Raw genomic sequence first — 22,536 nt, 5'->3', positions numbered from 1 at the left:
CGCCCGGAGGAAGACGTTGCCGCTGCTCTACACGATCGGGAAGTTCGCGATCGGAACCACGCTGACGCTCGGCTGGCGGCCGCGCGTCGAAGGCATCGAGAACATCCCCGCCACCGGGGGTGCGATCTTCGCCGGCAACCACCTGTCCGTGGCCGACGAGCTCTTCCTCGGCACGGTCATCCCGCGCCACCTGGCCTTCTGGGCCAAGGAGGAGTATTTCGACAGCCCGGGCCTGAAGGGCAAGGTGACCAAGTACGTCATGCACGGCCTCGGCGCCATCAAGGTCGAGCGGGCCGGTGGCCGCGCGGCGCTCGCCGCCTTCGACAACGCGATCCCGGTGCTCAAGGCGGGTGACCTGGTCGCCGTCTATCCCGAGGGCACGCGCTCGCCGGACGGCAAGCTCTACCGCGGGCGTACGGGTGCGGCCCGTCTCGCCGTCGCGGCGGGCGTGCCGATCATCCCCGTCGGCGTCATCGGCACCGACAAGATCCAGCCCATCGGCCAGATGTACCCCAAGTGGGGCCCGGGCAAGGTGACGATCAAGTTCGGCAAGCCGATCGACGTCACCGGCCGGGGCGACGACGGCACCTCGCTGCGCGCGATCACCGACGAGGTCATGGCCGAGATCCAGAAGCTGACCGGCCAGGAGTACGTCCCGCGCTACGCGCCCAAGAAGGCTTAGGGCGCCTTACTGCCCCTGGCTTTCTCCTGCTCGACGAGGGCATCCAGGTCGGCGAGGCGGCGCAGGCCGCGCATCGGCTGCCGCATGCGGTGGTTGGTCGCCAGGGTGCCCTCGTTGCGCTCGAGAAAGGCCCAATACCCCGCCGTGTACGGGCACGCGTCGTCACCCACGCGCGCCTTCGGGTCGTACCGGCAGCCGCCGCAGTAGTCGCTCATGCGGTTGATGTAGGCCCCGCCCGCGGCGTACGGTTTGGTGCTCATGCGGCCCTGGTCGGCGTACTGGCTCATGCCCACGACGTTGGCGGTCATGACCCACTCGTAGCCGTCGACGAACGCCCGGTGGAACCAGTCGGACAGCCGGCCGGGATGCCAGCCGCGCTGCAGGGCGTAGTTGCCGAGGACCATGAGCCGCGGGATGTGGTGCACCCAGCCGCGGTCCCGGACGCCGGCGAGCACGTCGGACAGGCAGCGGGCCTCGACCGCGTCGGCGTCCAGCTCGGCGAACCACTTCGGCAGCCTCTTGTCTGCGTGCAGCTCGTTGGAGCCACGGTAGGACGGCTCGAAGTACCAGTAGAGGTGCCAGATGAAGTCCCGCCAGCCGATGATCTGGCGGGTGAAGCCCTCCACGCTGTTGAGCGGCGCCGCCCCCGACCGGTACGCGGCCTCGGCCCGCTCGACGATCTCCAACGGGTCGAGCAGGCCCAGGTTGAGCGGCGCGCTGAGCATGCTGTGGGCCATGAACGGATCGCCGGCCAGCATCGCGTCCTCGTACGGGCCGAAGTTGGTCAGCCGGTGGTCGACGAAGTGCCGCAGCCGGGCCAGCGCCTCCCGCCGGGTCGCCGGGAAGAGCCGCGGGCCGTCCCGGCCGAGGAACTCGATCCCGTCCTCGCGTTGCCACCGGTCGAGGTCGTCGCGTACGGCGGCATCGATCTCGTCCTCGACGATCGCGGGCGGCTCCGGTACGTCCAACCGGGTGCTGCCCCGCGGCGGCGCCTCGCGGTTGTCGTGGTCGAGGTTCCAGTGCCCGCCCGTGGGTTCGGCACCGTCCATGAGGATGCCGTGCCGCTGGCGCGCGTCCCGATAGAAGTCCTCCATCCGCAGCCCGCGCCGCCCGTGCGCGAACTTCAGGAAGTCCTCGGGCGAGGTCGCGAACCCGCGCGGGCCGAGCACCTCGACGTCCAGCCGGTTGACGAGCTCCCGGGCCTTCCGCGACGTCGGGTGGCAGACGCTCAGCGGATCGCCGGTCTGCCGGACGCCGTCCGTGTAGGTCTCGGTCCGCAGGAAGAGCGCCTGATCGCCCAGCTCGGCCGCGCGGTGCCGCAGCGCGGACAGGACCAGGTGCGCCTTCTGCCGGTGGAAGACACGGCGGCGGAAGACGCGCTTCGACTCGATCAGCAGGACCGGCTGGTCCTTCGCGTCGAGGAAGTGCGGCCCGAGTTGGTCGGCGAAGAGCCAGCGCCTGCTCATGCCGCCGTTCTACCCGTGGTGGCCCGCTTGATGTCCGGGGTTGGCCCGAAGATCAGAGGATCGAGGAGATCTCGCCGCCCCAGCGCGGGGTCAGGATCTGCTCGCGCAGGACGGCGGTGAGGTCGGCGCTCTCGTCCTCCGCCCGCCGGGTGAAGATGGCCGCCGCCAGGCTCCCGTGGTCGGCCCACGCGCAGACGACCACCCCGCTGTCGCCGGACCGCCCGACGCCGCAGCGCTCGTGGGCCCCGGTGACGCCGAGGTCGTAGGAGGCGATCTCCGACAGCGAGAACTCGTCGCTGAGCTTCGCGAGCTGGTCCTCGACGTCGGACTCCGGGGTCAGCCGGAAGCCGGTCGAGCCGAAGACCGTCACGCGCTTGCCGTTGCCGTCGGCGTAGACCCCGGCGAACGGGTCGCTGCCGCCGACGAGAGCGGTGCCGCTCAGCTGGCCGGTGAGGCGGTCGAGGGCCTTGCGAGTGGTGTCGGTGTCGCGCAGGTCGAGGTCGGCGATCGTCTGGGGGAGGGCGGCGGTCACCGGATATTGCTGGGCGGCGGGCCAGGCGAAGTAGGCCGGGACGCCGCAGCAGCAGAGGGCGCTCAGCAGGGTGAAGGCGAGGAGGCGGCGGCCCCAGCGGCGCTTGCGTCTCGGCTTCGGGGGGTTCTTCGGCTGGGCGCGCTGGGCGTAGCCCGGGGGCAGCGGGCGGGCCGGTGGTTGCGGGCGGGCCGGGGATGCGGTGCGCGGTTGGACCGGGACGCGGTTGGTGGCGGGTTGGGGGGTCTTCGCGCGGCGTTGGAAGAAACCGCGCTTGGCCGGCGGTGCGCTCTTCGTACTGGGAGACGCGGGCGCGGCGGGCGGCTGCGGGGCGGCCGGTGGGTCGACGCGGGTGGGTGTCGGCGCGGCGGGTGGGTCGACGCGGGTGGGCGGCAGCGGGGCCGGGCCGGCGGCGGACGCGGGGGTGGCGGGTGCGGGCGGGGCGTCGATGCGGGTCGGGGGGAGGGCCTCCGGGAAGGGCTCGAAGACGTCGAGGGGGTGTCGTGATCGGCCCACGGGTCGACCGGCGGGGTGTGGGACCAGTCCTCGGTGCCGGCCCACGGGTCGGCGGGCGGCGGGGGCTGGGGTGCGTCCGGGCGCCGACGGGACCAGCGGGACTTCTTCGGCTGCGGGGCCGGGACGGCGGCCGAGCCGCTCCAGCGCTGCGGGGACTCCGGCGCGGTCGGCGGTTCGGCGACGGCGGGCGGGACCGGCGCGGTGGGGGACTCGGGAGCGGCGGGCGAGACCGGCGCGGTGGCGGACTCGGGAGCGGCGGACTCAGGAGCGGTGGGCGGGACCGGCGCGGTGGCCGCTTCGGGCGGGGACGGCGCGGCTTCGGGCGTACCGCCGGAATTGTCTTCGGTGAGGCCTGCGGTCGTCTCGTCGGCCGGGGGAGCGGCGGGCTCGTCCCCGGCCGGGCGCGCGGGATCCGGGCGGTCCATCCGGTGATCTCCCTCCATGATCGGCACGCGGTGGCTCCCGCCCAGGTTACGGCGGGTGCGCCAGTCCCCCGGCCGCGACGGGCGTCGATGATCGACGAGCGTGACACCGGAACGTCGTTTTTCTCGCGTGGGAAATGTCCGCGGGCGACGGACAGAGGGGGCGATGTGCGAGACCGAGCGGAGTCGTATGGTGACCCGGTGGTGATCCGGACATGAACACGACTCAGCGACACGCCATCAGGGTGACGGGGCGGCCGGAGGGCCGTCCGATGCTGCTCGCGCACGGGTACGGATGCGATCAGAACATGTGGCGCTTCGTGGCGCCCGCGTTCGAGGAGTCGCACCGCGTGATCCGCTTCGACCATGTCGGCGCGGGCAAGTCCGATCTTCGCGCGTACGACGACGAGCGCTACTCCTCGCTCGAGGGGTACGCCTCCGACGTGCTGGAGATCATCCACGACCTCGACCTGCGCGACGTGGACTTCGTCGGGCACTCGGTCAGCGCCATGGTCGGCGTGCTGGCCGCGATCCGCGAGCCCGACCGCTTCCGCAAGCTCGTCCTCATCGGCCCGTCGCCGTGCTACATCGACGACGTCGACTATGTCGGGGGCTTCGGCCGGGACGACATCGAGCAGATGCTGGTGTCCCTGGACAGCAACTATCTGGGCTGGTCGACCGCGATGGCGCCGGTCATCATGGGCAACCCGGAGCGGCCGGAGCTGGGCGAGGAGCTGACCAACAGCTTCTGCGCCACCGACCCGGTCATCGCCAAGAAGTTCGCGCGCGTGACGTTCCTCTCGGACAATCGGCCGGACCTGCACAAGCTCCGGGTGCCGGCGCTGATCCTGCAGTGTGCCGACGACGTGATCGCCCCGGCGGTCGTCGGTGACTATGTTCACGACCATCTGGAGGGGAGCACACTGGTGGCCATGAACGCGACCGGCCACTGTCCCAACCTCAGCGCGCCCGACGAGACGGTCGCGGCGATCAAGGCGTACCTGTAAATCACCATGACCGAGAGCGGCGGTGACGTTCCCGACGTGACGCAGGATCTGCGCGTGCCCTGGGACGAGGATCCGGGTGACCTCTACGAACACGCCCCGTGCGGCTATCTGACGACGCTGCCGGACGGCACGATCGTCCGGGTCAACGAGACGTTCCTGGCCTGGACCGGTTACGACCGGGCCGACCTGGTCGGACGGAGGCGCTTCCGCGACCTGCTGAGCCCGGGCGACAAGATCTGGTACGAGACCCACTACGCGCCGCTGCTGTCCATGCAGGGCGATGTGCACGAGGTCGCCTTCGACGTGGTCTGCGCGGACGGCCGGCGGCTGTCCACCCTGGTCAACTCGGTCCTCGGCCGGGACCCGGGCGGCTCGCCGCGGGCCGTCCGCACCACGATCTTCGATGCCACCGAGCGCCGGGGCTACGAGAAGGAGCTCCTCGCCGCCCGCCACGCGGCCGAGTCGTCCGAGCAGCGGGTCCGCGCCCTGCAACAGGTGGTGGCCGACCTGGCGGCGGCGCCGACCGCGACCGAGGTCGCCGAGGCCGTCGTCCGCGCGCCGGGCCTGGCCTTCGGCGCCGGCCACAGCAGCGTGTGGCTCGTCGACCCCGACCGCGCGCAGCTCAACGCCGTGGCCAGCACGGATCCCGGCGGTCCGGCCCCGGACGACATCCCGACCAGCGCCACCCGCCCGGTCGCCGAGGTCGCCCGCCGCGGCGACCTGCACGTCTTCGCCACCCGGGCCGAGGCCGAGGTGGAGTTCCCGGAGCTGGCCGCCGCGATGCGCCGCACCGGCTGCCGGACTGCCGTGCTGCTCCCGCTGACCACGGGCTTCGCCGGCGAGACGATCGGCGCCGAGGTGCTGGGCGTGCTGAGCTTCGGCTTCGCGGAGCAGCGCGGGCTGACCGACAGCGAGCTGCGGGTCGTACGCCTCCTCGGGCACCAGGCGGGTCAGGCGCTGGACCGCGCCCGGCTCTACGACGACGCGCGCCGCCGCGAGGAGCGGGCCATCTTCCTCGCCGGCACGACCCGGGCGCTCGAGGAGATCCCGCGGCTCATGCCCCGGGCCCACCGCCTGGTCGAGCGGATCGTGCCGGACGTCGCCGAGTGGGCGGCCGTCCGGCTGCAGGTGGGCCCGGCCGGTCTGCTGGCCGAGGCCGGCGGCCCGGGTCCCGACCCCGAGCGGCTCGCCGAGCGGGTCGCCACGGTCGTCGCCGGAGGCGCGCCCCAGCTCACCGACGACGGGCCCGATCCCGACTGTGCCGTGCTGCCGCTGACGGCCGGCGGCAAGGTGCTCGGGACGCTGGCGCTGCGGATGGCGCCGGGGCGGCGTACGGCGGCCGCGGAGGCGCAGTTCCTGCACGACCTGGCCGATCGCGCCGGGCTCGCGCTGGAGAACGCCCGGCTCTACGAGCAGGAGCGGGCCATCGCGCGGACGTTGCAGCGCAGCCTGCTCGCCGGTGACCTGCCCACCGATCCGCGCTTCGCGGTCGAGACCCACTACCAGGCGGCCGCGCACGATCTCGAGGTCGGCGGCGACTGGTACGACGCCTTCCTCATCACCCCGGACAAGCTGGCCGTGGTGGTCGGCGACGTCGTGGGCCGGGGCATCGACGCGGCGACGACCATGGGCCAGCTGCGCAGCGCCATCCGCGCCCTGGCGTCGGCCGAGGCGGGCCCGGCCCGGCTGCTGGAGCGCCTCGACCGGTTCGTCGACCGCGTGGAGTCGGCGCGCATGGCCACGCTGGCCTACTGCGAGATCGACCTCAAGAGCAGCGAGATGACGTACGCCTGCGCGGGTCACCTGCCCCCGCTGCTGGCCGAGCCGGGCGACTCGCCGCGCTACCTGCTCGACGGCCGGTCCGGTGCCCTCGGCTCCCGCGCGGGGCGCACCGCCCGGGTCGAGCACCGCGCGCAGCTGCCCGCCGGCAGTCGCCTGCTGCTCTACACCGACGGGCTGATCGAGCGGCGCAACCGGCGCATCGACAAGGGCTTCGAGGTGCTGGCGCGCACGTACGCCGGGCGCCGCGACGCCCCGCTGCCGGGCCTGACCGCCGGGCTGGCCGAGTCGCTGGTCGGCAAGGAGCACGCCGACGACGTGTGCCTGCTCTGCCTCGCGCTGGGCACCGAGGAGCGGATGGAACGCTCGATCGGCGCCGACCCGGTGCAGATCGCGCTGCTCCGCAAGGACCTGCGCGGCTGGCTGACCTCGCACCAGGTCGACGGCGAGAGCACCCAGGCCGTGTTGCTGGCCTGCTCGGAGGCGGTGGCGAACGCGATCGAGCACGGCTATCGCGACGACCCGTTCGGCATCGTCGACGTGACGGCGACCGTGACCGCCGACACCGTCGAGGTGAAGGTCACGGACCGGGGCAACTGGAAGGCGTCCGAGCAGGACGTGGCGCGCGGGCGGGGGTTGCAGCTGATCCGTCAGGTGATGGACCAGGTGACCTTCGACCGCGCGGAGGGGACAACGGTGACGATGCGGCGGACCCGGCGGAGGGCGCGATGACCGAGGAATGGGTCACATTCGCCCGGCTGGGCCGGACCGAGCTGGTCCGGCTGGCCGGCGAGATCGATCTGGCCAACGCCCCGGAGATCGGCCGGGAGATCCAGCGCCGGACCGGGCACAGCGGCGCCGGGGTGCTCATCGACCTCACCGCCGTCTCGTTCCTGGACAGCGCCGGGGTGCGGCTGCTCGACTCGCTGGTCGGCGACCTGGACCGGTCGGGCACCCCGATCCGGCTGGTCGTCGGGGAGACCGGGGCCGCCCGGATGACCCTCCAGCTGTGCGCGTTCCGCGACGACCTCATGAGCACGGACTTGGACAGGGCCGCGAACGAGGTTTCGTAGGAACCCGCGTACCCTGGATGCCCATGAGCCTCCCCTCCGTCTTCCCACAGCTCGAACAGCTGCTGCCGTTGGTCAGCAAGCCGATCCAGTACGTGGGCGGCGAGCTCGGTGCCGTCGTCAAGGACTGGGACGCCACGACCGTGCGCTGGGCGCTCATGTACCCGGACGCGTACGAGGTCGGCCTGCCCAACCAGGGCGTCCAGATCCTCTACGAGGTGCTCAACGAGCAGCCCGACGTGCTGGCCGAGCGCACCTACGCGGTGTGGCCCGACCTCGAGGCGCTGATGAAGGAGAACGGCGTCCCGCAGTTCACCGTCGACGCGCACCGCCCCGTGCGGGCCTTCGACGTGCTGGGGCTGTCGTTCGCCACCGAGCTCGGCTACACGAACATGCTCTCCGCCCTCGACCTGGCCGGCATCCCGCTGGAGAGCGCCGACCGCACCGACGAGGACCCGATCGTGCTCGCCGGCGGGCACGCGTCCTTCAACCCGGAGCCCATCGCCGACTTCATCGACGCCGCCGTGCTCGGCGACGGCGAGGAGGCGGTGCTCGAGATCACCGGCATCATCCGCGAGTGGAAGGCGGAGGGCTGCCCCGGCGGCCGGGACGAGCTGCTGCTGCGTCTGGCCCGGACCGAGAGCATCTACGTCCCGCGCTTCTACGACGTCGACTACCTGCCCGACGGCCGGATCCAGCGCGTCGTGCCGAACCGCCCGGACGTCCCGTTCCGGGTCAACAAGCGCACGACGATGGACCTCGACGCGTGGCCGTACCCGAAGAAGCCGCTGGTGCCGCTGGCCGAGACGGTCCACGAGCGCTACGCGGTGGAGATCTTCCGCGGGTGCACGCGAGGCTGCCGCTTCTGCCAGGCCGGCATGATCACGCGGCCGGTCCGCGAGCGCTCGATCACCACGGTCGGTCAGATGGTCAAGGAGGGCCTGGAGTTCTCCGGCTTCTCCGAGGTGGGCCTGCTCTCGCTGTCCAGCGCCGACCACTCCGAGATCGGCGACATGTGCTCGGGGCTGGCCGAGCAGTACGCGGACACGAACGTCTCGCTGTCGCTGCCGTCGACCCGCGTGGACGCCTTCAACATCGATCTCGCGCAGGAGCTGTCGCGCAACGGGCGGCGTACCGGCCTGACCTTCGCCCCCGAGGGCGGCTCGGAGCGCATCCGCAAGGTCATCAACAAGATGGTGACCGAGGAGGACCTGATCCGCACGGTGGTCACGGCCTATTCCAACGGCTGGCGCCAGGTCAAGCTCTACTTCATGTGCGGCCTGCCCACCGAGACCGACGAGGACGTGCTCCAGATCGGCCGCATGGCCCACGAGGTCATCAAGGCCGGCCGGATCGCCGCGGGCACCAAGGACATCCGCTGCACGGTATCGATCGGCGGGTTCGTGCCCAAGCCGCACACCCCGTTCCAGTGGGCGGCCATGGAGCGGCCCGAGGTCATCGACAACCGGCTGAAGATGCTCAAGCAAGAGATCAACAGCGACCGCTCGCTGGGCCGCGCCATCGGCTACCGCTACCACGACGGCGAGCCCTCGCTGATCGAGGGCCTGCTCTCGCGGGGCGACCGCCGGGTCGGCAAGGTCATCAAGCGGGTCTGGGACAAGGGCGGCCGCTTCGACGGCTGGTCCGAGCACTTCTCCTACGCCCGGTGGGTCGAGGCCGCCGACGAGGTCCTGCCGGCCTTCGGCGTCGACCTCGACTGGTTCACGACCCGCGAGCGTGAGCAGCTCGAGGTGCTGCCCTGGGACCACCTGGACTCGGGCCTGGACAAGGACTGGCTCTGGCAGGACTGGCAGGACTCGATGACCGAGTTCGAGCAGGACGACTGCCGGTGGACGCCGTGCTTCGACTGCGGCGTGTGCCCGTCGATGGACACCGAGATCCAGATCGGGCCCACCGGCCAGAAGCTGCTGCCGCTCACCCCGGTCGGCGGGCTGCGCATGCCGTCGGCGCCGGCTCACACGCACTGAGGTCCCGCGCGGGCCGTTCTCCCAGGTCCGCGCGGGCTGTGCTTGATTTTGCGCGAGCGCGCATCCACCGTTGTCCTTCGCGCGGGCCGGGGTCCGCGCGGGGCGCTTTCTAAGGACTTCGTCATCGCTCCGAAGAATCAGCCCCCCGGGGGCCAGGCTCCGGTCGTTCAGCGGATCAGGCTCCGCTATGCGAAGCGCGGCCCCCTGCGGTTCACGTCGCACCGCGACTTCGCCCGGGCCTTCGAGCGGTCGCTGCGGCGCGCGGGCGTCCCGATCGCGTTCTCCCAGGGCTTCACCCCCCACCCCAAGATTTCGTACGCCTCCGCGGCGCCCACCGGCGTCGGCAGCGAGGCCGAGTACCTGGAGATCGGCCTCCAAGCGCCCGTGGACCCGGCGCAGCTGGTCGTGGCGCTCGACGCCGCGCTCTCAGCCGGTCTCGACGTGCTCGACGCCGTGATCGCGCCGGAGGGATCGGGCAGCCTGGCCGACCGGATCGACGCGTCCGCGTGGCGGCTCGAGCTGCCGCAGGTGTCGTCCGAGCGGGCCGAAGCCGCCGTCGCCGCCTTCCTCGCAGCCGACGAAGTGCTGGTCGAGCGCATGACCAAGCAGGGCCGGCGGTCGTTCGACGCCCGAAATCCGGTTGCGTCGTTCGTTGTGACCAAGGAGTCTGACGCACCTTCCGGGGCGACGGCGGCACCGTGTGCGATAATCGACCTTGTCGTGCGGCAGGTCACTCCCGCCGTGCGACCCGATGACGTCCTGTCCGGCCTGCGTGTGGTGGCCGGCCTGGAGCCGCCGGTGCCCCCACGGGTGACCCGGCTGGCCCAGGGCCTGCTCACTGCGCAGGGGGAGATCGTCGATCCGCTCGACGCGGATCGCGTGGACGCACCTGTCGTCGGGCGCTAGCTGGTTTCGGCCCGCGCCCACGCTGGGAACCCATCGGTCAGCGCCAGTCGATCTTCGGCCGGCGCTGTGAGCGTCAGCCGGACCCCGGCGGGCGCTCAGGCCGGCAGACTTCGGCAGCCCGTCCGACGAGGGCCGGGACCGAAAAACTTGCGGCGACCCTGCGTGGCAGCGCTCACCCGCGCCCGGGGCCGCCAGAACTGGAGAGCGCCCCATGCTCGATAACGAGCCACAGGGCGGTGAACGGGACGAGGCCCTCACTCCTCCTCCCGCGGACGCCGCCGACAGCACGACCACTCCCGCGCGCAAGCGGGCCCCGCGCCGGAAGGCCGCCGCAGCCGCGGCGCCCCCGGCCGGGGATGCCCCCGGCGCTCCGGGCGCCGGGGATGCCACGGCCGCTCCGGCCGGGGAGGCAGGGGAGGCGCCCGCCGCTCCTGTGAAGAAGGCCACGCGGAGCCGGGCCCGGAAAAAGGCTGTCCCGGCCGCCGAGGCCCCGTTGCCGGGGCTGGACGACGGGGCTGCCTCGGGGCAGATCACGCCCGTGGCGGAGAACCCGGCCGCCGTGGCCGAGAGCCTGCTGAGCGACGCCGAGCCGGTCGCCGGGGCGACGTCGGTGGCGCCGGATGCCGCTCCTGCCGCCTCGGACGCGACCGCTGCTTCGGACGCGACCGCTGCTTCGGACGCGACCGCTGCTTCGGACGCGGCCGCCGCGCCTGCTCCGGCGAAGAAGGCCACGCGGAGCCGGGCCCGGAAGAAGGCCGCCGCTCCGGTGGACGAGACGCCCGCTGCCTCCACCTCCGAGCCGGCTGCGGCTGCCGCCGACTCGGTCAATGCTTCCGGCCCGGCCGCTGATGCCGCGCCGGCCGGGGCGGGGCCTGCCGCCGTCGAGGAGCCCGTCGCCGAGGTGCCGGCCGAGGACGAGGAGGAGACGCCCGAGGAGGGTGTCACCGTCATCGGGGTGCTGCCGCTGGACGACGACTTCGTCGAGGAGGAGCCCGCGCCCAAGCGGCGCCGGCGGGCGGCTGCGCTGCCCCCGGCCGTACTCTTCATGCCGCCGGAGGCGACCACCGAGCCGGCGCCCGCTCCCGCGAGCCGGCGCACCCGCCGGGGTCAGGCCGCCGTGCCCGCCGTCGAGGCCGTCGCGCCGGTCGAGGCCGCCGCCGGCACCGCCGGCCGGGCCGTCGACAGCGCCGTTGACCGGGCCGCCGGCAGTGCCGAGCCGGCCGAGGCGCCGGAGGCCGAGTCCGTCGCCGCTCCCGTCGAGGAGCCGGTGGAGACCGGGCGGCGCAGCCGTCGCCGTCGCCGGGGCGCTGCCGCGGAGGCCGACGAGGCCACCGTGGCCGAGCCGGTGGAGAGCGCCGAGCCGGCGGTCGACGAGGTCGACGAGACCTCGGACGACGTCGAGGACGGCGTCGACGACGACGAGGACGACGAGGCGGGTGGCCGCCGTCGCCGGCGCCGGGGCCGCCGGGGCCGCGGGCGGGGCAAGGGTCCCGCCGACGAGGGCGACGAGGCCACCGACGCCGAGGGCGAGGCGGAGTCCGACGAGAGCGCGGACGCCGAGGCCGACGACAGCGAGGGCGACGAGGGCGACGGGGTCACCCGCCGCCGGCGCCGCCGCCGTCGCAAGGGCTCGGGCGACACCGAGACCGGCGGCGTCGAGGACGGCGTGCACACCGTCGTGCGGGTGCGCGAGCCCCGGCGCACGTCGGACGAGGTGCAGGGCGTCTCCGGTTCGACCCGGCTCGAGGCCAAGCGCCAGCGCCGCCGGGACGGCCGGGAGCAGCGGCGCACGCGGCCGCCGATCCTGAGCGAGTCGGAGTTCCTGGCCCGCCGCGAGGCGGTCGACCGGGTGATGGTCGTGCGGCAGAAGCCCGACCGGACCCAGATCGCCGTGCTCGAGGACGGCATCCTGGTCGAGCACTACGTGTCCCGGGTCACCTCCGGCACGATGGTCGGCAACGTCTACCTCGGCAAGGTGCAGAACGTGCTGCCGAGCATGGAGGCGGCGTTCGTCGACGTGGGCCGGGGCCGCAACGCGGTGCTCTATGCGGGCGAGGTCAACTGGGACGCGACCGGGCTCGAGGGGCGCTCCCGCTCCATCGAGCAGGCGCTGCGCTCCGGCGACTCCGTGCTCGTCCAGGTCACCAAGGACCCGATCGGGCACAAGGGCGCCCGGCTGAGCAGCCACATCGCGCTGTCCGGCCGGCACCTGGTGTACGTACCCCATGGCAATGCGTCCGGGATCAGCCGCAAGCTGCCCGACACCGAGCGCAAGCGGCTGCGCGACGTCCTCAAGAAGCTCGTCCCCGACGGCGCCGGCGTGATCGTGCGCACGGCGGCCGAGGGCGCCAGCGAGGACGAGCTCGCCCGCGACGTCAAGCGGCTGCAGGCCCAGTGGGAGGACATCCAGGCGAAGGCGGCCCAGGGCCACGCGCCGGTCGCCCTCTCCGAGGAGCCCGACCTGGTCATCCGGGTCGTCCGGGACCTCTTCAACGAGGACTTCCGCGAGCTGATCGTCCAGGGCGACCAGGCGTACGGCGAGATCGAGAACTACCTGAACTCGGTCTCCCCGGACCTGGTCGAGCGGCTGCACCGGCACACCGGCGTCGCCGACGTCTTCGCCGACAAGCGCATCGACGAGCAGATCCTCAAGGCGCTCGACCGCAAGGTGTTCCTGCCCTCCGGCGGCCACCTGGTGATCGACCGCACCGAGGCGATGACCGTCGTCGACGTCAACACCGGCAAGTACACCGGCGCGGGCGGCAACCTCGAGGAGACGGTCACCCGCAACAACCTCGAGGCGGCCGAGGAGATCGTGCGCCAGCTCCGGCTGCGCGACCTCGGCGGCATCGTGGTGATCGACTTCATCGACATGGTGCTGGAGAGCAACCGCGAGCTGGTGCTCCGCCGCCTCACCGAGTGCCTGGGCCGCGACCGGACCAAGCACCAGGTCACCGAGATCACCTCGCTCGGGCTCGTGCAGATGACGCGCAAGCGGATCGGCTCCGGGCTGCTCGAGGCGTTCAGCGAGACCTGTGACCACTGCAAGGGCCGCGGCGTGGTCATCCACGCCGAGCCCGTGCCGGAGAAGCGCTCGAACGGCAACGGCAACGGCGCCGCCAGCCAGGTCAAGGCCGTCGCCGCGGCCGCCTCGGCGCCCGCCGCCCCTGCCCCGCAGAGCTCGGGCAAGTCCCGCCGGCGCCGCGGTGGCTCGTCCGGTGCCGCCGACGTGGTCGACTCCGGTGTCCCGGCGCCGGTCTTCGACGAGACGCCGATCCCGGTTCCCGCGGAGGTCGTCGTCACGCCCGAGCCTGCGGACTTGACCTCGGAAGACCCCGCGGCCGAGGTCGCCGGGCTGCCCCCGGCGTCCGGGGTCATCGGCTCGGGGGTCATCGGCTCCGGGGTCGTCAACCCGGCGGGGTCGGGCATCATCTCGCCGGCGCCGCGGCTGACCAAGAACGACAGCTCGGACGACGACTACGACATCAGCGGCTACGACCTGTCCCGCTACGGCAGCTCCTACCCGGCGGAGGAGGAGGGCGAGACGGAGCCGCTGCAGCTCACCGGCGCCGACGACCCCGATGCCGCCGGCGACGACGAGGACGACGAGGACGACGACGAGCCGGTCGGGGCCGGGGCGGGCCGGCGCCGGTCCCGTCGCAGCGGCTCGCGGCGGCGTACGCGTCCGTAAGGAAGAGCAAGGCCCGACGGCCCGGGCCGTCCAGCGGGTTTGTCCTGCTGGGTGGTCCGGGCCATCTCGTCCGGTCGATCTCCGCTACCCTCGCGGGACCCGGCTCGGTGCATCCCCCATGTCGCACCCGGCCGCGGGATCCCCCGATCCGCGAGGAGACCGTCATGCGACGTCTGTTGTGCGCTGCTGCCCTGACCAGTGTTGTTCTGCTGGGCGCTTGTTCCTCTTCCGCCGGCTCGGCGCCGACGGTATCCGCACCCGGCGCGGGGGTCTCGCCCGCAGCCGGGCCCTCCGCTGCCCCGGAGTCTTCCTCGAACGCGGCTGCGGGTGACAAGGCTCTTTCCGACGACTCGAAGGCGATCTGTGACCAGGCGGCCCGGGTCGGGGCCGAGGCGGGCAAGACCTTCGTCGCCGACCTCCAGCTCCTGATCGACGCCGAGTCGGCGAAGGATGCCGCCTCGGCCGCCCAGGCCAAGGAGAAGACCAGCCGGGACGTGCAGAACTACTCGGACGCGCTGGTCGACATGGCCTCGCTGGCCAATGACCCGGAGCTCAAGCAGGCCCTGTCCGGGATGGGCAAGCAGGTCGCGAAGCTCAAGGGCGACGTCCGCAAGCTCGACGCCGACGCGCTGGCGGCCCTGCAGGACGACCTGGCCGAGGCGTGTGGCACCGATTGAGCGTCGGGTATCCTTGACCAGGTCGGCCGGGCGCTCAGGCCCGGCTCCGGGCGGGGCTGTCCCTGGTTTGGGTGCGGGCCCGGTCATGAAGTAAGCTGTCCAGCGGCGCTTTTTCAGGCGTCGTCGGTTCCAGGCAGCCGGTTCTGTGCGAGATTTCGCCATGAGCCCGCCGGGACCCCGTTCCATCCGCCAAGCAGCGGCATCGCTGCGTAAGTCTCAGGGAGTCCGCGTCTCATGTACGCGATCGTCAAGACCGGCGGCAAGCAGTACAAGGTTGCCGAGGGCGACGTGATCGAGGTCGAGAAGCTCGCGGGTGTGCCCGGCGACTCGCTGAGCCTCGCCGCGGTCCTCCTCGTCGACGGTGACAACCTGGTGACCGACGCGGCCAAGCTTGCCAACGTTGTGGTGTCCGGCGAGATCGCCGAGCACACCAAGGGTCCGAAGATCCGGATCCACAAGTTCAAGAACAAGACCGGATACCACAAGCGCCAGGGGCACCGTCAGCCGCTGACCCGCGTCAAGGTGACCGGCATCTCCAGCGGGAAGTAGGGGCGAACCGCCATGGCTCACAAAAAGGGTGCTTCCAGCTCGCGTAACGGCCGTGACTCCGCCGCCCAGCGGCTCGGGGTGAAGCGGTTCGGCGGCCAGCTGGTCAAGGCCGGCGAGATCATCGTCCGCCAGCGGGGCACGAAGTTCCACCCGGGCGACCTGGTCGGCCGGGGCAGCGACGACACGCTGTTCGCGCTCGCCGCGGGCAACGTGCTCTTCGGTCACACGCGCGGTCGCAAGACCGTCAGCATCGTGCCGGCCGGGGCCGCGGCCGAGTAAGGCCGACGTCCGGCGCCGCGACGCAGCGTCTCAGCGGGCCGTGGACCCTGAAGGGGTTCGCGGCCCGCTGGCATTTTTTCCGGGACAATGTGGTTGTCCCCCGGGGGAGCGGTGACCCTCCGACATGTCGCCGCCGATGATCCTTCGCCCCGCGGGCGAGACATTCGCCCGTGGGGGCGAGACAGAAGTGGGAGTTCAGGTGGCTACGTTCGTCGACCGGGTTGTGCTGCACCTGCAGGCGGGTGACGGCGGCCACGGCTGCGTCTCCGTGCGCCGGGAGAAGTTCAAGCCGCTGGGCGGGCCCGACGGGGGCAACGGCGGGCACGGCGGCGGGATCTCGCTGGTCGTGGACCCGCAGCAGCACACGCTGCTCGACTTCCACTTCCGGCCGCACATCAAGGCGACCAACGGCGGCGGCGGGGCGGGCGCCAACCGGGACGGCGCGAACGGCGGCGATCTGGTGCTCAAGGTGCCGGACGGCACGGTCGTGCTGACGCCCGAGGGCGAGGTGCTGGCCGACCTGATCGGCGAGGGCGCCACGTTCGAGGTGGCGCGGGGCGGCCGGGGCGGGCGCGGCAACGCGTCGCTGGCCAACACGCGGCGCAAGGTGCCCGGCTTCGCGGAGCTGGGCGAGCCGGGCGACGCGATGGACGTCGTCCTGGAGCTCAAGAGCGTCGCCGACGTCGGGCTGGTGGGCTTCCCGTCGGCCGGCAAGTCCTCGCTGATCTCGGTGATCTCCGCGGCGAAGCCGAAGATCGCGGACTACCCGTTCACCACGCTGGTGCCGAACCTGGGCGTGGTGCAGGCCGGCGAGCACACGTTCACCGTCGCCGACGTGCCCGGCCTGATCCCGGGCGCGGCCACCGGCAAGGGGCTGGGGCTGGAGTTCCTGCGGCACATCGAGCGGACGTCCGTACTCCTGCATGTGCTCGACTCGGCGGCGCTGGAGATCGAGCGGGACCCGATCGCCGACCTCGAGGCGATCGAGGCCGAGCTGGCCGCGTACGGGGGGCTGGAGGACCGTCCCCGGATGGTCGCGCTCAACAAGATCGACGTGCCGGACGGGCGGGACCTGGCCGAGATGGTGCGCCCGGACCTGGAGGCGCGGGGCTTCCGGGTGTTCGAGGTGAGTGCCGTCACGCGCGAGGGGCTCAAGGAGCTGATCTTCGCGCTGGCCGAGGCCGTGGCGGCCAACCGGCTCGCCGCGCCGCCCGCCGAGCCCAGCCGCGCAATTGTCCGGCCGCGCGCGGTGGACGAGAAGGGCTTCACCATGGACCGGGACGACGAGGGCGTGTGGGTCGTCCGGGGCGTCCAGGTCGAGCGCTGGATCAAGCAGACGAACTTCGACAACGACGAGGCCGTCGGCTATCTCGCGGACCGGCTCGAGCGGCTCGGCATCGAGGCGATGCTGGCCAAGAAGGGCGCGCAGCCCGGCGACGCGGTGCGCATCGGCACGCACGAGTTCGACTGGCAGCCGGACGCCGGGGCCTACGTGTCCGGTCCGCGCGGCACCGACATCCGGCTCGAGGAGCCGACCGGCCGGGCCACCGCGGCGCAGCGCCTCGCGGCCCGCAAGGCGCGCCGGATCCGGTCGGACGACGAGCTGCTGCACATGAGCGACGACGGCACGGTCACCACGCTCTCCATGGCGAGCAAGCCGGTCCTGGTCGAGGACGACGAGGACGACGAGGAGTGATGGGCTCCCGTTGAGATTCCGGCAACCCGCCGGAAAGGGACGCCACTTAGAGTCACGGACATGCTGATCGAGTCCCGGCCCGCCGACGATGCCGAGCTGGCTGCTCTGCTCACCGCCCAGCAGCGCGAGCTGAGGGAGGCCGGCCGGGAGTTCGCGGCGTACTCGCTGCACGACGACACCTCGTACCTGGTCGGCATCAAGGACTGGCGGGTCATGGCGTGTGCCGGGTGGCGGCCGCTCGGCGAGCGCACGGCCGAGCTGACCCGCATGTACGTGCGGCCGGCCTATCGCAGCCGCGGCTACGGCCGGCAGCTGATCGTCGCGCTGGAGGAGGAGGCGCTGGCGGCCGGGCGGCCGGTGCTGCGCCTGGAGACGGGCGTCTACCTCCCCGCGGCGCTCGCGCTCTACCGGTCGGCGGGCTACGCGACCATTCCCGCGTACGGGGAATATGTCGGCAATCCGTCGAGCGTCTGCTTCGAGAAGTCACTCGTTGTAACGTCCGGCTGAGACTTTTTCGCCACGCGGGCGTCGCGTCGCAGCGGCACCCGGCGCGCCCGGCATGATGAGCGGCATGCCGAGCCTGACCCGCGCCGAGGCGACCGCCCGGGCTGCCACCGTCACTGTCACCGGGTACGCCGTCGACCTGGACCTCACCGGCGGGGGCGACACCTTCCGCTCCCGTACGGTGCTCACCTTCACCGCCACCGAGGGCGCCACCACCTTCGTCGAGCTGGAGCCGGAGCGTCTGCTGTCGGCCACGCTCAACGGGACGCCCGTCGACGCCTCGGCCCTGGCGGACCAACGGCTCGCGCTGACCGGGCTCGCCGCCACCAACGAGCTCGTGGTCGAGGGCGAGATGCGCTACTCGAACACCGGTGAGGGCCTGCACCGCTCGATCGATCCGGCGGACGGGCGTACGTACCTCTATGCGCACATGTTCCTCGACGGCGCCCGCCGCATCTTCCCGTGCTTCGACCAGCCCGACCTCAAGGCGCCCGTCACGCTGGCGGTGACCGCGCCGGACGACTGGATCGTGGCCGCCAACGGCGAGCAGACCGGTGAGGCGAAGGACGGGCGGTGGACGTTCGCGACCACCGAGCCCCTGGCGACGTACTTCGTCTCGTTGATCGCGGGTCCCTACCACGTCTGCCGGGACTCCCACGACGGCATCCCGCTGGCGCTCTATGCCCGGCAGGCGCTCGCCGAGCATCTGGACGCGCAGGCCGAGGAGATCTTCACAGTCACCAAGCAGTGCCTCGACCGCTATCACGAGATCTTCGACACCCGGTACCCGTTCGGCCACTACGGCCAGGCGTTCGTGTCGGAGTTCAACTTCGGCGCGATGGAGAACCCGGGCATCGTGGTCTTCCGCGACGAGTTCATCTACCGGTCGGCCGTCACCGAGGGCGAGCTCGAGGGCCGGGCCATGGTCATCGCGCACGAGATGGCCCACCAGTGGTTCGGCGACCTGGTGACCATGGCGTGGTGGGACGACCTGTGGCTCAACGAGTCGTTCGCCGAGTACCTGGGCACGCGCATCACCGCCGAGGCGACGAAGTACACCGGCACCTGGACGACCTTCGCCATGAACCGCAAGGCCTGGGGACTGCGCGCCGACCAACGGCCGTCGACGCATCCGGTCGCCCCGGAGGAGGTCGACGACACCGACCTCGCACTGCTCAACTTCGACGGCATCTCGTACGCCAAGGGGGCCGCCGTCCTGCGCCAGCTCGTCGCCTACGTGGGGGACAAGGCGTTCCTGGCCGGGCTGAACGAGCACTTCACGGCGCACGCCTACGGCAACGCGACCCTCGCCGACCTGCTCGCCGCCGTGTCCCGGGCCAGCGGGCGGGACCTGGGCGCCTGGGCCGAGCAGTGGCTGCGCAGCGCCCAGGTCAACACGCTGCGGGCCGAGGTCACGCGCGCCGATGACGGCACGTATGCGCAGGTCACGCTCGTCCAGACGGCACCGGACGCCTATCCGACGCTGCGGCCCCACAAGCTGGGGCTCGGCCTCTACGACCACGGTACGGACGGGACGGTCACGCTGCGGCGACGCGTCGAGGTGGACGTGGATCCGGGTGCGGACGGGGGGCGTACCGTCATCTCGGACCTGACCGGGGAGCCGGCGGCGGACCTCCTGCTGGTCAACGACGGCGATCTGACCTATGCCAAGGTCCGGCTGGACCCGGCGTCCGCGGAGGCCGTGCCGCAGCTGCTGCCGCTGCTCGACGACTCGCTGGCCCGCGCGGTGCTGTGGAGCGCGATGCTGGACGCGGTCATCGACGCCGAGCGGCCCGTCGCCGAGCTGGTCACGCTGGTGCTGGCCGCGCTGCCGGTCGAGCGCGAGGTCGTCATCGTCGAGGACGTGCTGCGGATGACCCGCGGCCTGGTCGACCGCTATCCGACGCCGGAGACCCGGCCCGCCGCGCTCGAGATGCTGGCGCAGGCGTGCGACCGGCTGATCGCGGTGGCCGAGCCCGGCGGCTCGATCCGGCTGGCGGCGGCGCGCGCCCTGATCGGCACGACGACCGACACGGTACGGCTGCGGGGCTGGCTGGACGGCGAGAACGTCCCCGAGGGCCTGGAGATCGACACCGACCTGCGCTGGCTCATCGTCTACCGCCTCGCGATCCTGGGCGCCGCCGGTCCCGAGGACATCGACGCGCAGTACGAGGCCGACCGCAGCCCGTTCGGCGAGCAGGCCGCCGCCCGGTGCCGCGCGGCGATCCCGACGGCGGAGGCCAAGGCGCGGGCCTGGGACTTCGTCATCAACGACCCGGACGCCTCCAACCGCATCCTCGAGGCGACCGCGCAGGGCTTCTGGCAGCCCGAGCACCTGGCGCTCGTGGCCCCGTACGCTCCGCGCTACTTCGCCGAGATGCCCGGCATGCTGGAGCGCCGGGGCGGGATGAGCGGGGAGCGGATCGCCACGATGGCGTACCCGTCGGTGGTGGTGGCCGAGAGCACCCGGGAGCTGGCGGCCGGGCTGCTGGCCGCGGGGGACACCTCCTCGATCCTGCGGCGGGTCGTGGTCGACGGCGACGACGACGTGCGGCGGGCACTGCTCGCCCGGGGCCTCTCTTGATCGAATTGCGCACTTACGACCGAGAGGACCGGTTAGCCTCGTTCTGACGGGGGTGAGCAGTGGAGTGGTCCGACGCGCTGACCGGTGGGCTGCTGGCGGCCGTTCCGGATGCGGTCCTGGTGCTCGGCCAGGACCGGCGGATCGTGCTGGCCGGCGACCGGGCGCTGGAGGTCTTCGGCCGCGCCCGGGCCGACCTGCTCGGGCGCTCGGTCGACGAGATGGTGATCTCGGCGCACTCCTCGACGCGGGGCCGGCGCCGCGACGGCTCGGAGTTCCCGGCCGAGGTCTCCTTCGCCGCGGTCGGCGACCAGACGGTGATGGTGATTCGCGACGTCAGCGAGCGGGTGGCGCTCCGGGCCGAGGTCCACGCCCAGCGGCAGCGCCGGCTCGAGGCCCTCGGCCAGCTCGCCGGGGGCGTGGCCCACGACTTCAACAACCTGCTCGGGGTGATCACGAACTACGCCAGCTTCGTGATCGAGGAGGCCGAGTCGCCGCAGCCCGACGCCTCGGTCATGGCCGCCGACGCCAAGCAGGTCCTTCAGGCGGGCGAGCGGGGAACCGCGCTGACGCACCGGCTGCTCAAGTTCGCGCGGCGGGACGTGTCGAGGCCCCAGGTGCTCGACGTCAACGAGGCCGTGGCGGCCGCCTCCGAGGAGCTCCGCGCCACGGCCGGCGACGGTGTCCGGCTGATCGTCCGGCCCGCCGCGGAGCTGCCGCCGGTCAGCTGCGACCCCGGCCAGCTCGAGCAGTTGCTGGTCAACCTGGCGGCCAACGCGCGCGACGCCATGCCCGCGGGCGGGAACCTGGTCATCGACACCGCGGTGGCGCACCTGGCCCAGGACGAGCATCCGGAGCTGGCGCCCGGGGACTACGTACGGCTGCGGGTGTGTGATTCCGGGCGGGGCATGACGCCGGACGTCATCGAGCGGGCCTTCGAGCCGTTCTTCACGACGCGGCCCAATCACGAGGCGACCGGTTTGGGGCTGGCGTCGGTGCACGGCATGGTGACGCAGGCGGGCGGGGGTGTGAGCATCGCCTCGGAGCCCGGGGTGGGTACGACGGTGACCGTGCTGTTCCCGACCGCGTCCTCTCCTTCTTCTTCCGCGCCTTCGTCCGAGCCTGGTTCGTCGTCCGGGCTGACCGGGAACGGGGAGACGCTGCTCGTGGTGGACGACGAGACGGCGCTGCGGGATGTCGCCGGGCGGATCCTGTCGGGTGCCGGTTATCACGTCCTGGCGGCGGACGGCGGGCCCAAGGCGCTGGAGCTGGCCGCGCTGCACGAGGGCGCGATCGACCTGCTGGTCAGCGACGTGGTGATGCCGGGGATGCTGGGCAACGAGCTGGCGGAGCGGCTGGTCGACGCTCGGCCGGACACGCGGGTGCTTTTCATGTCGGGGTATGCGCAGCCGGTGCTCGCGTCGCAGGGGACGCTCGATCCCGGGGTCGCGCTGCTGGAGAAGCCTTTCACGGCCGAGGATCTGCTGGCGGCCGTGCGGCGGCGGCTGGACGGGGTCGAGTGATCTTTCGCCTTTCCCGGGCTCTCTCGCTGGGTGATCTAGTATTCCTCGATGCGTGAACGGCGCCGGATCGGCATCATGGGCGGGACCTTCGATCCCATTCACCACGGTCACCTGGTGGCCGCCAGCGAGGTGCAGATGCGCTTCGACCTGGACGAGGTCGTCTTCGTGCCGACCGGGCAGCCCTGGCAGAAGGGCGTCGTCAGCCCGGCCGAGGACCGCTATCTCATGACGGTCATCGCGACCGCCTCGAACCCGCGCTTCCACGTCTCGCGGGCGGACATCGACCGGGACGGCCCGACCTACACGATCGACACCCTGCGGGACCTGCGCGCGGTGTACGGCCCCGAGGCGGAGCTCTATTTCATCACCGGCGCGGACGCCCTCGGCAAGATCCTCTCGTGGAAGGACGCGCTGGAAATGCTGTCGCTGGCGCACTTCGTCGGCGTCACGCGGCCTGGTTACCAGCTGACCGACGAGCACCTGCCGGCCGACACGGCCACCCTCGTCGAGGTCCCCGCGATGGCGATCTCGTCCAGCGACTGCCGCCAGCGCGTGGCAAAGGGGCAGCCGGTCTGGTACCTCGTCCCCGATGGTGTGGTGCAGTACATCGCGAAGCGGGAACTTTATCGGGCGTGATGTCACGTTTGCCGTTTTTGCGCGGCGGGGATTGT

Annotated in this window: 17 protein-coding genes; 15 read left to right on the top strand and 2 right to left on the bottom strand. The window is 72.3% G+C overall.

The window, feature by feature from the left end:
* The first annotated feature begins 16 nt into the window (after positions 1-16).
* Positions 17-682 carry a lysophospholipid acyltransferase family protein gene (locus tag RAN62_RS33525; protein WP_305788844.1) on the top strand — a complete coding sequence of 222 codons (666 nt, stop codon included), beginning with the start codon at positions 17-19 and terminating at the stop codon, positions 680-682.
* Here the strand turns inward: RAN62_RS33525 and RAN62_RS33520 are convergent.
* Complete coding sequence (locus tag RAN62_RS33520; RefSeq protein ID WP_305788843.1) at positions 679-2,148, bottom strand: cryptochrome/photolyase family protein; 1,470 nt, start codon at positions 2,146-2,148, stop codon at positions 679-681. The genes RAN62_RS33525 and RAN62_RS33520 overlap by 4 nt on opposite strands.
* Before the next feature lie 52 nt (positions 2,149-2,200).
* Entirely contained in the window at positions 2,201-3,193 is a 993-nt protein-coding gene (locus tag RAN62_RS33515) for a hypothetical protein (protein WP_305788842.1), read from the bottom strand.
* A gap of 637 nt (positions 3,194-3,830) precedes the next feature.
* On the opposite strand from RAN62_RS33515, the gene RAN62_RS33510 reads away from it, so the two are divergent.
* The 14 genes from RAN62_RS33510 to nadD all read left to right on the top strand — a co-directional run bounded on the left by RAN62_RS33510 (position 3,831) and on the right by nadD (position 22,501).
* Positions 3,831-4,622 (top strand): alpha/beta fold hydrolase, encoded by a 792-nt coding sequence (locus RAN62_RS33510; protein WP_305788841.1) that lies wholly within the window; start codon positions 3,831-3,833, stop codon positions 4,620-4,622.
* Between the two features lie 36 nt (positions 4,623-4,658).
* Positions 4,659-7,133 carry a SpoIIE family protein phosphatase gene (locus RAN62_RS33505; RefSeq protein WP_305788840.1) on the top strand — a complete coding sequence of 825 codons (2,475 nt, stop codon included), beginning with the start codon at positions 4,659-4,661 and terminating at the stop codon, positions 7,131-7,133.
* Entirely contained in the window at positions 7,130-7,474 is a 345-nt protein-coding gene (locus RAN62_RS33500) for an STAS domain-containing protein (RefSeq protein ID WP_305788839.1), read from the top strand. The genes RAN62_RS33505 and RAN62_RS33500 overlap by 4 nt, the downstream gene beginning before the upstream one ends.
* 23 nt (positions 7,475-7,497) lie before the next feature.
* Entirely contained in the window at positions 7,498-9,459 is a 1,962-nt protein-coding gene (locus RAN62_RS33495) for a TIGR03960 family B12-binding radical SAM protein (RefSeq protein ID WP_305788838.1), read from the top strand.
* A 174-nt stretch (positions 9,460-9,633) separates the two neighbouring features.
* Positions 9,634-10,365 carry a TIGR03936 family radical SAM-associated protein gene (locus RAN62_RS33490; protein WP_305788859.1) on the top strand — a complete coding sequence of 244 codons (732 nt, stop codon included), beginning with the start codon at positions 9,634-9,636 and terminating at the stop codon, positions 10,363-10,365.
* Positions 10,366-10,576: 211 nt separating this feature from the next.
* Positions 10,577-14,056 (top strand): Rne/Rng family ribonuclease, encoded by a 3,480-nt coding sequence (locus tag RAN62_RS33485; protein WP_305788837.1) that lies wholly within the window; start codon positions 10,577-10,579, stop codon positions 14,054-14,056.
* Positions 14,057-14,220: 164 nt separating this feature from the next.
* A complete protein-coding gene (locus tag RAN62_RS33480) occupies positions 14,221-14,733 on the top strand; it encodes a hypothetical protein (RefSeq protein WP_305788836.1) in 513 nt (170 codons plus the stop codon).
* 234 nt (positions 14,734-14,967) lie between these two features.
* Entirely contained in the window at positions 14,968-15,282 is a 315-nt protein-coding gene (rplU, locus tag RAN62_RS33475; RefSeq protein WP_305788835.1) for a 50S ribosomal protein L21, read from the top strand.
* 12 nt (positions 15,283-15,294) lie between these two features.
* Positions 15,295-15,561 (top strand): 50S ribosomal protein L27, encoded by a 267-nt coding sequence (gene rpmA, locus RAN62_RS33470; protein WP_305788834.1) that lies wholly within the window; start codon positions 15,295-15,297, stop codon positions 15,559-15,561.
* 199 nt (positions 15,562-15,760) lie between these two features.
* Positions 15,761-17,257 (top strand): GTPase ObgE, encoded by a 1,497-nt coding sequence (gene obgE, locus RAN62_RS33465; RefSeq protein ID WP_305788833.1) that lies wholly within the window; start codon positions 15,761-15,763, stop codon positions 17,255-17,257.
* 60 nt (positions 17,258-17,317) lie between these two features.
* Positions 17,318-17,764, top strand: coding sequence for a GNAT family N-acetyltransferase (locus RAN62_RS33460; protein ID WP_305788832.1), 447 nt, complete (start codon positions 17,318-17,320; stop codon positions 17,762-17,764).
* 64 nt (positions 17,765-17,828) lie between these two features.
* Positions 17,829-20,345, top strand: a complete 2,517-nt coding sequence (gene pepN, locus RAN62_RS33455) for an aminopeptidase N (RefSeq protein WP_305788831.1) — start codon at positions 17,829-17,831, stop codon at positions 20,343-20,345.
* A 59-nt stretch (positions 20,346-20,404) separates the two neighbouring features.
* Complete coding sequence (locus RAN62_RS33450; protein WP_305788830.1) at positions 20,405-21,865, top strand: ATP-binding protein; 1,461 nt, start codon at positions 20,405-20,407, stop codon at positions 21,863-21,865.
* 48 nt (positions 21,866-21,913) lie between these two features.
* The gene (gene nadD / locus RAN62_RS33445; protein WP_305788829.1) at positions 21,914-22,501 is read left to right on the top strand and encodes a nicotinate-nucleotide adenylyltransferase; all 588 of its coding nucleotides are present in this window, start codon (positions 21,914-21,916) and stop codon (positions 22,499-22,501) included.
* The last annotated feature ends 35 nt before the right edge of the window (positions 22,502-22,536 follow it).

Source organism: Symbioplanes lichenis (assembly GCF_030709675.1).
In the GTDB taxonomy this organism is placed as follows: Bacteria; Actinomycetota; Actinomycetes; order Mycobacteriales; family Micromonosporaceae; genus Actinoplanes; species Actinoplanes lichenis.
Note: the sequence above shows the minus strand (reverse complement) of the source record. Positions and strands in the feature narration are given on the sequence as shown.

What these genes read in the sequence shown, in the direction of transcription:
- RAN62_RS33520 (WP_305788843.1), bottom strand. Translation starts at nt 2,148, where the DNA reads ATGAGCAGGCGCTGGCTCTTCGCCGACCAACTCGGGCCGCACTTCCTC.
- RAN62_RS33510 (WP_305788841.1), top strand. Translation starts at nt 3,831, where the DNA reads ATGAACACGACTCAGCGACACGCCATCAGGGTGACGGGGCGGCCGGAG.
- RAN62_RS33500 (WP_305788839.1), top strand. Translation starts at nt 7,130, where the DNA reads ATGACCGAGGAATGGGTCACATTCGCCCGGCTGGGCCGGACCGAGCTG.
- RAN62_RS33495 (WP_305788838.1), top strand. Translation starts at nt 7,498, where the DNA reads ATGAGCCTCCCCTCCGTCTTCCCACAGCTCGAACAGCTGCTGCCGTTG.
- RAN62_RS33485 (WP_305788837.1), top strand. Translation starts at nt 10,577, where the DNA reads ATGCTCGATAACGAGCCACAGGGCGGTGAACGGGACGAGGCCCTCACT.
- RAN62_RS33480 (WP_305788836.1), top strand. Translation starts at nt 14,221, where the DNA reads ATGCGACGTCTGTTGTGCGCTGCTGCCCTGACCAGTGTTGTTCTGCTG.
- rplU (WP_305788835.1), top strand. Translation starts at nt 14,968, where the DNA reads ATGTACGCGATCGTCAAGACCGGCGGCAAGCAGTACAAGGTTGCCGAG.
- rpmA (WP_305788834.1), top strand. Translation starts at nt 15,295, where the DNA reads ATGGCTCACAAAAAGGGTGCTTCCAGCTCGCGTAACGGCCGTGACTCC.
- RAN62_RS33460 (WP_305788832.1), top strand. Translation starts at nt 17,318, where the DNA reads ATGCTGATCGAGTCCCGGCCCGCCGACGATGCCGAGCTGGCTGCTCTG.
- pepN (WP_305788831.1), top strand. Translation starts at nt 17,829, where the DNA reads ATGCCGAGCCTGACCCGCGCCGAGGCGACCGCCCGGGCTGCCACCGTC.
- nadD (WP_305788829.1), top strand. Translation starts at nt 21,914, where the DNA reads ATGCGTGAACGGCGCCGGATCGGCATCATGGGCGGGACCTTCGATCCC.